The following is a 14571-nucleotide window of genomic DNA, read 5'->3' on the forward strand; positions in this document are numbered from 1 at the left end:
GGCTCGCGGTCGTCCGCGCCCTGAGCGTCGTCGTTGTCGTCCCGGTCGTCGCCCCAGCCGTCGCTGCGGTCGCGGAACAGGGTGAACTTGTCGAAGAGCACCGGGCTCGGGAACGGGTTGGCGGCCGTGGCCATCGGCGAGTGGTAGTAGCTGACCGTGATGCTGGTGCGGCCGCCGGGCACGTGGCCCGGGTCGACGTCGAAAACCGCGACGCCGTACGGGAACGCGGTGTCGGGGTCGGTCACCGCGGACCAGGTGGCCTTCTCCTTGGCGTCCGGGTCGGCCTTGAAGGTCAGCCGCTGGGTGCGCACGCTGGCCTGACGGACGCCGTCCGCGTCGGCGGGCAGGTAGACGTCGTCGTGCCCGGCGGTGCCGCCGCCGCCGAGGACCAGGTGGACCGTGCCCTGCGAGGTGTCGATCCGGCGCAGGTCGTCGTCGGCCGCGGCCGGGGTGAGCAGGCCGCCCGGCTCGGTGCCGCGGACCGGGTGGGTGCGCTCGTAGTCGTGGTCGTGGCCGGCCAGCACCAGGTCGACGGAGTAACGGTCCATCAGCGGGAGCAGCTTCTCCCGGATGCCCATGTCGCCGCCGTGGCTCTGGGCCGAGGAGGACATCGCGAACTGGTGGAGGTAGCAGACGATCCAGTCGACCTTGCGGCCGTCCCGGGCCCGCCGCAGCACCCGCTCCAGCCAGCGCAGCTGGGCGCCCTCGCTGTAGTCGTTGATGTAGATGGAGTGGCCGGTGGCCGGGTCGATGCTGGCGTCGTCCTCGACCGCGATCTCGTTGCCGTCCAGGCTCACGAAGAGCACCGAACCGATCTGGAAGCTGTACCAGTTGCCGCAGTAGTCGCGGCTGCCGTTGTCCGGCAGCTCGAACCGGGTCAGGTAGGAGGCGTAGCCGAGGTCGCCGCCGCCGGCCTCCACCTCGTGGTTGCCCGGGGCCGGCATCCACGGGCGGGCGGCGGCCGACTTGGCCATGTTGTTCATGAAGGCGTTCCAGCACTGCGGCTGCTGCTGGGTGTTGTTGTTGGCGTACGCGAGGTCGCCGTTGAGCAGGTGGAACAGCGGGTTGAACTGCTCCACCTGGCGGACGGCGGCGGCGCCGTGGATCGAGGACTTGGCGAACACGTTGTCGCCGGTGCCCAGGTCGCCGAAGCTGGTGAAGCGGAACGCGGCCCGGCCGCGCCCGGGGGCGGTGCGGAAGGTGCCGCGCACCGGCTCGGTGCCGTCGTGCGCCACCTCGTAGACGTAGGTGGTGTCGGGCATCAGGTCGCGCAGCCGGGCGTGGTGGGTGAAGGTCTCCACCTTGTTCAGCCCGTCGACGTAACTGCGGCTCTCCGCGTGCACGGTGAACCCGGAGCCGCCGCGCGGGGTGCCGATCCGCACCCGGGGGCGGCCCACGCTCGCGGCGGTGGCCCAGGAGACGGTCATCTCGGTGGACGGCTCGTTGCCCCACTGCAGGTGCACCTGCTCCGGCCCGGGGGTCCCGGCCACCGCGGGCTGGGTCCAGAGCATCGTGGACGCCGGCAGCGCGGCCATCGCGCCGACCGCGGTACCGGTCCGCAGCACCGTCCTGCGAGTGGGGTGTGACACGTACGCCTCCGTGATCCGTGGAAAATTCACCGGAGACTCGCAGACGAACCGGGACCGCGGAACCACTTTGGACGGTGCATCGGGTGAACGCCGGTTGAACGGTGGTCTATACCGCCGAGCCGCTCGACGTTCCGGCGAAGATCAGGTAGTTGACGTAGGCGTTGGTCGGACGGGTCTCGGTGTCCCCGCCACCGTTGATGGTGTGGGTGTGCGCCCCGGCGGTGTCGGTGTTGGTGCTGTCGCCGGTCCAGATGGACCGGGCCGAGCCGATCTCGGCGGTGGACGAGGCGTCGGTCGGGACGCCGGCGAGGGTGTGCGAGTGGTTGCCGGGCCAGGTCAGCGAGAACGGCGTGACCGTGGGCAGCGCCGCGGTGTGGCCCTGCATCGAACCGACCTGGTCGCCGGCGACTCCCCCGGGGTTCGACGGCGTCCGGCTGTTCGCGTCGGGGTCGCGTCCGGTGCCGTCGTCGACACCGCGCAGCAGGAAGCCACGGTAGTCGGGCAGGTTGAAGGTGGTGGTGCCGTTGCCGCCGTGCAGGGTGCCGATGACCTGGAACAGGTCCGGGTAGTCGCTCGGGGCCAGCCCCGACCCGTCGCAGTAGAGCCAGCCGTACGTGGCCAGTGCGCCCGCGTCGACCAGGGCGCCGTAGGGCAGCACCGTGCCGATGACCAGGCTGCCCGTCGGCACGACCGGCAGGGGGGAGTCCGTTTCCGTCATGGTCCGCTCCTCAGGAGGTGACGCCGCAGTAGATCAGTCGGTGGAGGTAGAGGTTGACCGGACAGGTGTCGGCGTCCCCTCCCCCCGGGGTGGTGGTGTGGGAGTGGTCGCCGCCGCTGTCGCTGTCGGCGCTGCCGCTGTTCCAATGGGCGTAGTGGCTCGCGGACACGTACGGGTGGGAGCTCGCGGTCGGCAGGTGGTCGACCGTGTGCTGGTGGTCGCCCTGGCTGTCGGTGCCGAAGGGCTGCGCGGCCGGCCGGGCCGTGGCCGGCCCCTGCACCGAGCCCACCTGGTCGCCCGTCGCACCGCCGGGGTTGGCCGCGGTGCGGGTGGCGGAGTCCGGGTCGTTCCCGGTGCCGTCGGAGACGCCGCGGTGGAACTGCCCGCGGTGGTCGGGGAGGTTGAAGGTGGTCGTGCCGTCGCCGCCGCCGTGCTGGGTGCCGATCACCCCGAACAGGGCGGCGTACGTGGTGCGGGAGACGGCGGAGCCGTCGCAGAACAGCCAGCCGGCCGGTGCCTGCGCGTTGCCGGACACGATCCCGCCGTAGCCGATCACGCAGCCCACCAGGACACCGTTGACCGGGGTCACCGTACTGGGGAGGTTCTCTCGCGTGGTGGTCATCGTCGTCCTCACCCTTCGTACTTGATCAGGAAGTACACGTACTTGTTGATCGGGCGGGTCTCCGCGTCCCCGCCGGTCACGTTGTGCGAGTGGTCGCCGTTGCCGATACTGGTCGCGCTCGCGCTCGGCCAGATCGCGTAGTGGCTGCCGGCGGTGGCCAGCCCCTCCTGGTCCGTGGGCAGGTGCTCGACGCTGTGGGTGTGGTCGCCCGGACTGTCCGTGGTGTACACGGCGGTGGGCTGCGCGGTGCAGTAGGCCTGGACGGAGCCGGGGTTGTTCCCGGCCAGCCCGCCCTGGTTCGACGCGGTGCGGGAGTTGGCGTACGGGTCCCGACCGGCTCCCTGGTCGACACCCCGGGCGAACCGGCCGCGCAGGTCGGGGAGGTTGAACGTGCCGGGGCCACCGCCGTAGTTGTCGCCGATGGCGGCGTACAGGCCCTGGTAGTCGTCGACCTGCAGTTCGGATCCGTCGCAGTAGAGCCAGCCCTGGCCCTGCAGCCAGGTCGGGTCCAACTGGCCGGCGTACGGCACGATGGTGCCGTTGGGGAGGGGCGAGGTCATGGATCCTCCGTGGTGGTGGGGTGCTGGTGCGGTACTCGATCAGGGGATCTGGTGCGGGACTCACTGCGCGGGGCTCACTGCACTCGTCGACCGATCGTCCGCGCCCAGAAGTTCAGCGGAGCAGGAGCGACGGCCCACAGCGGCGGATAGAGCTCGGCTTCTCTCAGCACACTCTTGACGTAGGTGGTGCAGTCGTTCTTGAGGTACGCGTAGGGCGGCCCCGTCAGCGGGATCTGCTCCGTGGCGAAGTCCACCGCCCGTTGGGCGCGGGCGGCCGGAACGGGCACCGCGGTCCAGCCCATGGACGGCCGCTCCGTCGTCTCCCAGCCGTGGCCCTTCTGCCCGATCGCCGTCCTGCCGTCACCCGGATCCAGGTCGGTGATGAGATCGAGGAGCCGCTGGTTCGCGGTGGTCTTCGTCCCCACCAGGGCATGCCCGGTCAGGTTCCCCAGCCGTTTCCTGGACGCCATGACGTGCATCTCGCCCCGCTGCTCCGCCGCGGCGCCGCGGCCCGCCCGGACCGTCCGGTTGGTGCGCAGCATGGGCCCGCGCCCGAGGACGCCACCGACCGCCCCGCTTGCGAAGCCGCCCAACGCCCCCCACCCCGCACCGGCCCCCGCACCCGCCATGAAGTCGCGGCCCTGGTAGGAGTTGAGCGACCCGTTGGTGACGAAGCCGTCGAGCGCCCCCATCCCGATCCCGATGACCGTCTCCACGCCGAGCGCGGCGAGGGTGCTCGTACCGAACGCCGCCGGAACGAACCCGAGCCCGGCCGACGCCGCGCCGAAGAGCGCGCCGAAGCCGACCATGATGCCCCACTCCGTCACGTCGAACGTGGACGTGGCGGCGTCCGCCTTGCTGAACCCGTACGCGGCGCTGGCGATCCCGCCACCGATCAGCGCGCCGCCGACCACCGCTCCCGCGACCATCAGCGGCGTCGCCAGCCCTCCCGTGGCGATGGTCAGTGCGACCCCGCCGGCGATCACCAGCAGCCCGCCCACCACCGCGCCGAACGCCGCCCAGGACCAGGTGAACCCGCCGGTCGGGTCGAACAGGTTGACCGGGTCCGCCCCCGCGTACAGGTAGGGGCTGGCGAACTGGGCCGCCGGGTCCGTGCTCAGGAAGCGGCCGGTGGTGGGGTCGTAGATCCGCAGCGGGAACAGGTAGAGGCCGGTGGCCGGGTCGCGTTCGGCGCCGGTGAACAGGTAGGGGTAGGTGGTCGAGGCGCCCAGATCGAGCGGGGTGCCCAGGAAACCGCCGTCCGGCAGGTAGTTGAACGCGCCGACCAACAGCCCGGAGCCGTCGTACAGCGCCCGGGTGGAGCCGAGCCGGCCGCGCAGCACGTACGCGGTGCCCTCGGGCGACCAGACGGCCAGGGTGCCGCCGGGCCCAGGGACCAGGTACCCGGCGCGCCGCTCACCGCTCGGGTCGGTGCGGTGCAGCGCCAGCGGTCCCGCGTCCCCCGGGACGTAGAGCCGCTGCCCGTCCGGGCCGACCCGGTGCACCAGCGTGCCCGCGGCGTCCCGCTCCAGCCGCAACTCCCCTGCGGCGCTGACCAGTCCGGCGGGCAGCCGGGAGACCCGCCCGTACCGCAGGTCGGCGACGCCCAGCGCGGGTGCGTCCGTGGCCTCGCCGTCCCGGTCGTAGGCGAACGCACCGGTCCCGGCACCGGCCTCGATCGTGCGCAGCCGGTTGCTGCCGTCCTGGTACTCCAGCCGCTCCGTCAGCCCGCCGACGGTGCGGGCCGTGAGGTTGCCGTTGGCGTCGTAGTCCAGCCCGCTGACGCCGAACTGCGCGCCGGCGCTGTTCCGGGCCTCGGCGAGACGGCCCAGGGCGTCGTACCCGTACCGGTAGTCGAACTCCGGGACGAAGCCCTCCTGGTCCACGCCGGTGAAGCCGGTGGTGACCCGGGCCGCGCGGCCGTCGTGGTAGCCGGCGCCGTCCGGGCCGCCGCCGGTGTAGTCGACGGTCTCGGTGAAGTGCCGGTCCGTCACCGAGGCGAGCCAGCCCGGCGGGGCGTAGCGGTAGCTCCGGGTCAGCTCGGCCGGTCCGCCCGGTGCCAGCACCTCGGCGGCCAGGGCGCCGTCGGGGCGGTAGGCGAAGCGGCCCAGGGCGGTGGTCCGCCCGCCGTGGTCGCCGGTGACGGCCACCAGGTCGTTGAAGTCGTCGGTGCGCAGCCCGGCGGTGAACGCGGCGGAGCCGAGCTGGGCGTCGTAGGTGATGTCGGTGACCGCCCCAGTGGCGTCGTGGGCGAAGGCCACGGTGTGCGGTGCGCCGTCCGCGTAGCCGGCGACGCTGAGCGTCCGGGAGGTCACCAGCCCGAGCGCGTCGTACGCGTAGGTGGTGACGGTGGCGGGCTGCTCGCCGTCGGCCGGGCCGGACCAGGACTGCCAGAGCCGGCCGTAGAGCCGCGGGTCGGTGCCGTCCCCGTCGTAGCGGTGGCGGGTCAGCCAGCTGCCCGGCGCGGGCAGCCAGTCCGGCTCGTCGGCGTGCGCCTGGAGCAGGGCGCGGTCCCAGGCGGCCTCGCAGGTGCCCTCCTCGACCAGCCGCCCGAGCTCGTCGTAGCGGCGGTAGCAGAGGTAGCCCTCGGCGGCGGCCTGCGGGAGCAGGCCGAACCTCAGGCGTCCCAGGGTGTCGTAGACGTACTCGGCGCTGCCCTCCTGGTCGGGCCCGGTGACGGTGAGCGGGTTGCCGAGGAAGTCGTACGTGGTCAGCTCGACGAAGCGCGCCCGGTCGCTCACCCGGGTGTCGAACAGGTTCGGCTGTTCGACGCGGACCACGTAGCCGTAGGCGTCGGTGAAGCTGCGGGCGAGGGTGAAGGTGCCCGGGGCGCCGGCCAGGTCGCCCTGCGCCGTGGCAACGGTCCGACCGAGCCGGTCGGACCAGGTCCGGACCGCGCGGCCGTCCGGGTCCGTGGTCACGGTCACCGGGTAGCTGCCCGCGGGCAGGTCGGGCAGCAGCGGTTCGTAGCTGTTGACGCAGTACCGGATCCGCGTGGTGTGCCGCTGCGCGACCGGCACGGCGGTGTCGACGGCGAACGCCTTGCCGGGTCGGCCCGCCTCCACGGGGCGGCCCAGCGGGGAGCGTTCGAAGAGGGTGCGGGTGAACGGGTAGCCCTCGTCCTCGGGGTAGGCGCGGGTCAGCTCGCAGTCGCCCATCGCGCCGGTCGCCGGGTCCAGTTCGGTGACCAGGTCGGTCCGGTAGCCGACCGGCTCGCCGTCGACCTCGATGCTCTTGGTCTCCACCGCCGCTCGCCCCGCGTGGTCGTAGCAGGTGGCGGACGCCCTGACCCGGGTGTCCGCGATGCGGTGGAGCTGGTACGGACGGCCGGAGTTGTCGACCCAGGAGATGCCGACCACCGGAGCGGTGCCGAGCGCGATCCAGCGCACCGCCAGCTCGCCGTCGCAGGCCAGCTCGACCGGGCCCGCGAAGCCGCCCGGGTCCAGGTGCTGGAGCACCGGCCGGCCGTCGACGTACCAGAGCACCCGGTGCGGCCAGGCGGCCAGCAGCAGGTCGCTGCCCGCCGGTCCGGCGGCGGAGGCGGTCACGGTGCCGTCCGGTCGGTGCAGCGACCAGACGTCCTCGCTCCACCGCACCGACCAGCCGCCGCCGAAGGTCAGCCGACGCGGCCCGGCCACCGGAACGTCGCCGGCCAGGCCGAAGCGCAGCACCCAGCTCCCGCTCGGATCCTGCCGCAGCGTCAGCGTTCCGGTACCGGTGGACGCGTGGCGGAGCAGCCCGGGTGTCTGCTGCCAGTCGGCGCCGGCCTGCCACTGGGCCCGCCACTGGGTGCCCTGCCGGAAGTCGGTGAAGCTGCCCGGCCCGCGGAACGCGACCAGCAACGAACCGTTGGGGCGGGCCGGGTCGAAGCTCGCGCGGTCGCTGCGCCAGAGCCGGTCGGCGGACATCGACAGCGGCGAACCGTCCGGGCCGACCTCCACCACGGGCCGGTCGAGCAGGTCGTAGGCGATCCGGCGGGAGTCGCCGAGGATGTCCACCGTGCCGCGCTGCTGCTGGCCGTCCGGTGCGTACACCGAGGCGCGCAGCGCCGCTCGGACGGGGGCGAACGCCAGGTCGTCGACCAGCAGGTAGCGGTGGTCCTGGCGGCTGGTGACGGTGAGGGTCAGCGACCGCATGGTGCCGACGCCGAGTGCCTGCGGGTCGATCGGTTGGTGCAGCCACTGCCACCGGTCGTCGGTGGCGGGAACGGCGGTGACGATCTCGGCCGTGCCCTGCTCGCCGCGGACGGTGATCCGCCAGGCCGCCAGGTCCGGGTCGCTGACGAAGCCGGGTTCGGTGCAGACCCAGCAGGAGAACTGGTAGGGCCGGTCGCCGCGGGCCGGGGCGAGGTCGATGGTCAGGCCGACGGGTGCCTGCGGGTCGCCGGGGATCGCCAGCCGTCGCGATCCGGAGTGCGCGGCGCCTTCGGTGATGTAGCGGGCCGGATCCAGCCCGGCCGGGGTGAGGGTCCAGCCGCCGGCGTCCTCGTACTCCTCGAAGCCGTAGTAGGACGCCTCGTCGGCCCGCGGATCGGCGCCGGCCGTGGTCGCGACCGCGAACCGGCGCTCGCGGTCGTAGAGGACCGCGGCACCGTGGCCGCCCTCGTCCAGCGCGGCGAGCGGCTGGGCGCGGTCGGTGACGGCGAGTACCTGACGAACCGCCAGCCAGTCCGGGCCGGGGTCGGCACCGACCGCCCGGTCGGCGAACTCCGGTGTGCCGGTACCGAGCCACTCGAACTCGCGGTGTGCCGCCCATGGCCCCCAGGCGTCCGAGTAGGTGGTGACCGTGCTGGCGGTGACCACCCCCGCCGTCAGGTTCTCGGCCGTCACCTGACCGACCGGCAGCAGGCAGTTACGGTCCGCGAGCGCCTGGTAGGCCTCCCAGGCGTACCTGGTGCGCACGCCGAGCCGCTGGGTGGCACCGGTGTCGTCGGTGTTCTCGGTGAGCTCCAGGCAGGGCTGGCCCTTGGCGTTGTACTCGTACGAGGTGGCCGTGCGCAGCCACGCGTAGACGGTCACCTCGGTGCCGTCGGCGACGAGTTGGTAGTGCGCGCCGGCGGCGTCGGTCACTGTCCACCGCCGGGACGGCCGGTCGACCGCGACCGTGACAGGATCGACCAGCGGCACCCCGGCGGCGCCGAACCGCTCCCGCAGCGCGGCGGGCAGGGCCGCGCCGTCCAGGTCCGCGAGCGCGACCGGGCCGACGGACATCAACTCCTCGGCCGTGGCGTCGGTCCGGCGCCGCGTCCGGGTGTAGGCGCCGGCGATGCTGCGGCCGTCGGCGCCGCTGGTGTACGTGTAGGGGTAGCTGTAGCTCTCGCTGACCGCCCGGCCGTCGGCGTCGTGGGCGCGGCTGCGGTACAGCTGGCCGTTGAGCCGGCTGAAGCAGCTGCGGGCGTTGGTGAATTCGTCGGAGGGCGGGTAGACCACGCCGGGCACCGACGGGCTGAGACCGTTGAAGTAGACCTGCTCGATCCAGCCGTCCTCGCCGTCGCCGGGCGTCGCCCGGACGGTCACGAACTGGGTGACCAGTCCGTAGGGGTCGTAGGTGGCGGTGGCCGCGTCGTAGCGCAGGGTGGTGCGCCGGGTCTGGTAGCCGCTGTCGCTGCGGGCCTCGACGACGGGGTGGGCGACCAGCCGAGTGGCGACCGCGCCGCCGACCACGCGGTACAGGGCGAGCTGGGTGGCCTTGTCGAAGTCCGTGCCCCGGTAGGTGAGGAAGGCGCCGGGCCCGGTGAGGATCTGGCCGGGCCGGGCGTCCGGCACCACCACCCGCCCCCCGGTCAGGGTCGCGGTCTCCAGCACCCCGGCGTCGGCGAGCGTGACGACGTGGGTCGAGCCGGCGCCGTCCTGGTAAGTGAGGTAGCTCGGCGCCGCGTTGACCAGCGTGCCGAGGTCGGCGGTGGCGGGGAAGGTGTACGCCTTGGTCCAGGTCCCGTCGGGGGTGCGCCGCAGCAGGTCGCGGCCGGCGGTGCGGTAGCCCGGGGCGAGCGTCGGCAGACCGGCGGCGGTCCCGCTGATTCGGGTGCCGGAGCGCCAGGCGTTGCGGTAGGGGTCGTACTCGTAGAGCGCGCTGGTCCACTCGTCCGCGGACTTCACGGTGGTCACGTAGGCGCTGTCGGCGGCGTAACTGTAGCTGTAGAGCGGTCCGGCGACCGGTGCCACGCCCTCGACCGACTGCCAGCGTGCGCCGTCGAAGCGGTACAGGTGCTGGCCGTTGGCCGCGGTCGACCCGTTCACCACGACGTACCCGACCGGGTTGCGCACGTCCAGCGGCTGCGTCCCGTCGGCCTTCACCGGGGTGCCGAACCGGTAGTCGGTCGTCCAGGTGAGCAGCCGGGTGGCGTACTTGACCGAGTTCGACGGTACGTCGAGCGCGGTGACGAAGCCCAGGGCGGCGAACGATCCGCCGGTGGCGAGCAGCTGCTCGCGGCGGGTCGCGGTCCAGTCGATGTCCACCCGCTCGCTCACCGAGCCGCCGCGCTGCCAGGAGCGGTCGGGGGTGCCGTGGAAGATCGTGGTGGTCAACGTCCGGGTGGCGGTGGCGTAGGTGGCGGCGACGCAGAAGTTCACGCCGCTGGAGAGCGCCACCTCGGTGACCCCGGCCAGCCCGAAGGTGTGCTCCACCCAGCGGGATCCGACCGGCTCCCGGCGGACGACCTTGAGCTGTCCGGCGGCGGCGTCGGCGACCGCGACGAAGCCCGCACCGACACTCACCGCCGGGTCGTCCATCGCCTTGCCGAGCGTGACCGGGTAGGCGGTGCGGTCCCACTCGCCGAAGCGGAACCGGTCGGCGCGCACCAGGTTGACCCGGTACTGCCGGCTGCGGCTGTCGCGGTACCAGATCGCGTAGAACCCGTCACCGGTCAGCACGCGCAGCGTCCCCGGCTCCGCCGGCCAGCTGCGCGTGTCGGACTGACTGGACCAACTGCCGTTCCAGGAGTACACATCGGTCCGCACCTGGCCCGCTCCGGCGTTCTCCCAGGTGACCACGGTGTAGGTCGGCCCGTGCCAGACCCGCGGGGTCCAGCCGGGGCCCGGGCCGGTCACGGGCACCCGCAGCGCGGTGTTGGGCAGCGCGACGACCTCGTAGCGGTACTCCGACCGGCCGCCCTGCGGGGTGAGCACGCTCTTCAGCGCGCCCGGCAGCGCGGCGTCGGCGCCGTGGTAGTCGAACTCCGCGCCGGGGAGCGAGGCCCCGCCCGCGACCTGCTGGCGCACCCCGACCAGGTACCGCTTGGCGTACGCGTCGTCGCGCGGGGAGCGCGAGACGTTGCGCAGCTCGTAGTCCAGTCCGGTGGTGAGGATCAGGGCCCCGTCGCGGTCCCGGACCTCGATCCGGTCCAGGTAGTGGTCCTCGCTGCGGTACTGGTAGGCGTTGCGGCCGCCGACCGGGGGCACCTGGGGCGGCGGCGCCTCGAACGGCTCCTTCGGCAGGTACCGGAAGTCGACGGTCTGGCCGAAGACGTCGACGATCCGGCGCAGCCGGCAGGACCGGGTGTACCGCGCGGCCTCGCTGACACCGATCGCCACCTCGTCGGTGTCGTACTCGAAGGACATCGTGTCGCCGGCCATCGAGCGGACCTCGTGCAGGTTCCAGGCGACGGGGAAGCTCTCGCCGTTGGCCGCCGTGGTCGGGCCGATCCAGTTGCCCCAGCGCACGCCCCACTGCACGGATCCCCGCCCGTAGGTGTAGCTGCTGCCGTCCTCGCGCACGACCTTCCAGTACGGCTGGTCGGCGTCGGGGTGGTACCGGATGTCCCAGAACTGGTAGTCGCGCAGTTGGAAGAGCTGCGCCCCGTCGGCGGCGCCCACCTGCACCAGTTCCTTCGGGGCGCCGCCGGTGACCAGGTAGAACGCGTCGTCCAGGTTGGTGCCGCTGTCCTGGTGCTCCACCGTGATCCGGTCGAAGGGCAACGACCAGCCCAGGCCGAGCAGATCGGTCGGGTCGCTGAGGTTCCACCGCTGCGCGGCGCGGCGCACGCCGCTGGTGCAGAACGCCGTCACGTTGACGTCGAGTCCGTTGCGCCCGGTCAGCGACACCAGGGCCAGCGGGAGGTTGACCTCGCCGCGGAACATGTTCACCGCGTTGGCGACCGCGTCCCCCAGGAACACCTGGGACGCCCGCACCCCTGGTGCGGCGGCCTGCTGACCCGTACTTGCCATGACTGACTCCCGTCGGTGCGGGGCAGTGCCCGCTTCCGCAGCCGGAGCTGGAATCCCGCGAAGACCTCACCGGGACCATCAGTAGGGCATACCGGACATATCTCGCCTACGATCCTCCCGGCGTGTCCGCCGAGTTCGGCTCCCGCCGTCACCGGAAGTCGACGGTGCGCCCCCATCTGGGCCCCGAACGACCTGAGTTCCCGCTCCTGACGCACCGCCGAACCCGGCTCCGGCACTTGAATCTCCCGCAGGGGGAGGTCCTACCGTGCCCGCATGCGAACCGACCTTGAGAACCCGACCGCTTTCGTCCTCGTCTCCGGCCCCTTCACCGGCGCCCCGCTCTGGGAGGAGGTGGGTGAGCGGCTGTGGCAGGCGGGCGCCGAGGTGCACGCGGCGGCGCTCACCGGCCCCGGGGCGGGTACGGACGTGGACCTGGACACCCATGTGGAGGACCTGGTCCGCCTGATCGACGGCGTCGCGGCACCGACCGTGGTGCTCGTCGGCCACGACTACGGCCTGTACCCGCTGCTCGGCGCGGCGCAGCAGCGGGTGGCGCGGGTGACCAGGATCGTCTACCTCGACACCGGCCTGCCGCAGGACGGCGAGCCGGCACTCGCCATGGTGCCCGACCCGGCCACCCAGGCCCTGCTGCGGGAGCGCCCGGACGCGCCGGTGCCGGTCCCCGCGCCCGACGAGTGGCAGCGCTGGGGCAACACGACCGGCCTGACCCGGAGCCGCCTGGAGCAGCTGTCCGCACTGGGCGCGCCGCAGCACGGCCGCACCCTCACCCAGCCGCTGCGGCTGACCGGTGCCCTGACCGGCGTGCCGACCAGCGGCATCCTCTGCACGGCGGGCGGCATGACGGTCGACGGCGTGCAGCAGCTGGTCTCCTCGGGCATGCCGCAGTTCCGGCCGCTGGCCGATCCGAGCGTCGGCTTCTTCGAACTGGCGACGGGGCACTGGCCGATGCTGTCCCTCCCCGACGAGCTGGCCGCGACCCTGCTGGCCGCCGCGGCGGGCGAGGGCCGCCGGCTCACCCCGCCGCCGGCGAGCACGCCGTTCTACGAGCGGCCGTTCGTGCTGGAGACCGCCGAGGTGCCCCGGGTCCGCACCGGCCGGGTCGACCTGCACCTGCCGGACGCGGACGGTCCGCGCCCCGCGGTCCTGTTCGTGCACGGCGGTCCGCTGCCGCGGGACGCGGCCCCGTCGGCCCGGGAGTGGCCGCTCTACGTCGGCCACGCCCGGCACGCCGCGAGCCAGGGGTTGGTCGGCGCGGTGCTGGAGCACCGGCTGCACGCCCTGACCGACTACCCCACGGCGGCCGCCGACCTCGCGGAGGCCGTGGAGCTGCTGCGCGCCGATCCGCGGGTCGACGGGGACCGGATCGCGCTCTGGTTCTTCTCCGGCGGCAGCCTGCTGATGGCCGATCAGCTGGCCGCCCCGGCGCCGTGGCTGCGCTGCGTCGCCGCCTCCTACCCGGTGCTGGCCCCGCTGCCCGGCTGGGCCGGTGTCGAGCCGCGGTTCCGGCCGGCGGCCGTGCTGCCGAAGGCCGGGCGGCTGCCGGTCGTGCTCAGCCGCGCGGGTCTGGAGGCGCCGGGCATCGCCGCGACGGTCGCCGCCTTCCTCGACGCCGCGGCCGACTGCGGCGCGGCGGTGGAGCTGGTGGACGTGCCGCACGGGCGCCACGGCTTCGACTGCGAGGAGCCGACCGAGGAGTCGGTGGCCGCCGCCCGGCAGGCGCTCGCGGCGGTGCTGGCGCACCTGCGGGACTGACCACGACAGCGGCCGGACCACCCGGGGGGCCGCCGCGACCCGCGCACACCTGCGGGACCGACGCCGCGTCAGCTCAGCGGGAGCGCGTGCAGCACCCGGTCGTGGCCGACGTAGAGGTGCCGGCCGTCGGTGGTCGCGGACCAGGCCGACGTCGCCGGCAGGCGGTCCCGGTACTGCCAGCGCCGCTCGCCGGTGGCGGCGTCCAGCGCGACCACTCCGGCGTCGGCGGGCCCGGGGACGACGAGCTGACGGCCCGCCGGCACCGGGCGGGTTCGCGGGTCGAGCGGGAACGGCAGCTGCTGCGACCACTGCCGGGCGCCGGTGCGGGCGTCGTGGCAGAGCACCTCGCCGGTGTCGCGCAGCACGACCAGCCGCCCGTCGGCCACGGACAGGCCGACGCCGCGCCACTGCGCGCCGGCGGTCGTCCCGGTGCTCCACGTGGTGCTGCCGTCGGAGAGGGCGACCGCGGTGACCGAGCCGTCGGTGCGCAGCAGGAAGCAGTGGTCGGCGTCGGCGGCGGTGCGGACGGACTGCTCGCCGATCGGCACGGCCCACCGCTGGGCGCCGGTGTCGGTGTCCAGCCGGAGCAACTGGCCGCCCCGGGTCGCCAGCAGCAGTCCGGGCCCGGCCAGCACCGGGCTGCTGAGCCAGACGTCGGGGCCCGTGCACGGCACCCGCCAGAGCAGGGCGCGGGTGCGCAGCGAGACGGCGAACAGCTCCGTGGTCGCACTGGGGGGTCGGCCCGCGGTGGTGCGGCCGTACACGGTCTGCGGGTCGCAACCGGTCACCTGCGCGGTGACCGGCTCGGCGGCGGTGCCGGGTATCCGCACGCTCCAGTCGGCCTGCGGGTCCAGCAGGTCGAGGGCGAGCAGCCGGTCCTGCCGGGTGGTCAGGGCCAGTGTCCCGGCGCAGTGGATCGCGGCGGCGGGCGAGTCGGGGCTGGCGCCGGGCGGGTCGGTGGGTATGTCGAGGGTGCGCAACGGCGTGCCGGTCGCGGGGGCGAGCGAGAGCAGGCCGGCGGTGCCGGCGATCACCGGGGCGGTCGGCATGGCGCCGAGGCGGTCGGCGGCCGCCAGCCTGCCGCGGTAGGACCAGAGCGGCTGCGGGCCCTCCTCGCGCGGCGCGCGCCGGTCGGGGCGGGCGC

General features: G+C 73.8%; 7 protein-coding genes. 1 reads left to right on the plus strand and 6 read right to left on the minus strand.

Annotated elements, in window-relative coordinates; genetic code table 11:
* From ACFW1A_RS28470 to ACFW1A_RS28490, 5 genes are all read right to left on the minus strand, one after another.
* Positions 1 to 1589: purple acid phosphatase family protein (locus ACFW1A_RS28470; RefSeq protein WP_380413546.1), on the minus strand; the 1589-nt coding region annotated here is incomplete at its 3' end.
* 106 nt (positions 1590 to 1695) lie between these two features.
* Positions 1696 to 2307, minus strand: coding sequence for a phage tail protein (locus tag ACFW1A_RS28475; protein ID WP_380413548.1), 612 nt, complete (start codon positions 2305 to 2307; stop codon positions 1696 to 1698).
* Positions 2308 to 2317: 10 nt separating this feature from the next.
* Entirely contained in the window at positions 2318 to 2929 is a 612-nt protein-coding gene (locus tag ACFW1A_RS28480) for a phage tail protein (RefSeq protein ID WP_380413550.1), read from the minus strand.
* Positions 2930 to 2937: 8 nt separating this feature from the next.
* Positions 2938 to 3489 carry a phage tail protein gene (locus ACFW1A_RS28485; protein WP_380413552.1) on the minus strand — a complete coding sequence of 184 codons (552 nt, stop codon included), beginning with the start codon at positions 3487 to 3489 and terminating at the stop codon, positions 2938 to 2940.
* Positions 3490 to 3563: 74 nt separating this feature from the next.
* Positions 3564 to 11654 carry an RHS repeat-associated core domain-containing protein gene (locus ACFW1A_RS28490; RefSeq protein WP_380413554.1) on the minus strand — a complete coding sequence of 2697 codons (8091 nt, stop codon included), beginning with the start codon at positions 11652 to 11654 and terminating at the stop codon, positions 3564 to 3566.
* A gap of 273 nt (positions 11655 to 11927) precedes the next feature.
* Between ACFW1A_RS28490 and ACFW1A_RS28495 the strand changes: the two genes are divergently transcribed.
* A complete protein-coding gene (locus tag ACFW1A_RS28495; RefSeq protein WP_380413556.1) occupies positions 11928 to 13427 on the plus strand; it encodes an alpha/beta fold hydrolase in 1500 nt (499 codons plus the stop codon).
* 68 nt (positions 13428 to 13495) lie between these two features.
* On the opposite strand, the gene ACFW1A_RS28500 is transcribed toward ACFW1A_RS28495, so the two are convergent.
* On the minus strand, positions 13496 to 14571 hold a 1076-nt coding region (locus tag ACFW1A_RS28500), incomplete at its 5' end, for a PQQ-binding-like beta-propeller repeat protein (RefSeq protein WP_380413558.1).

Origin of the sequence: Kitasatospora sp. NPDC058965 (genome assembly GCF_042741245.1) — a bacterium.
GTDB lineage: Bacteria > Actinomycetota > Actinomycetes > Streptomycetales > Streptomycetaceae > Kitasatospora.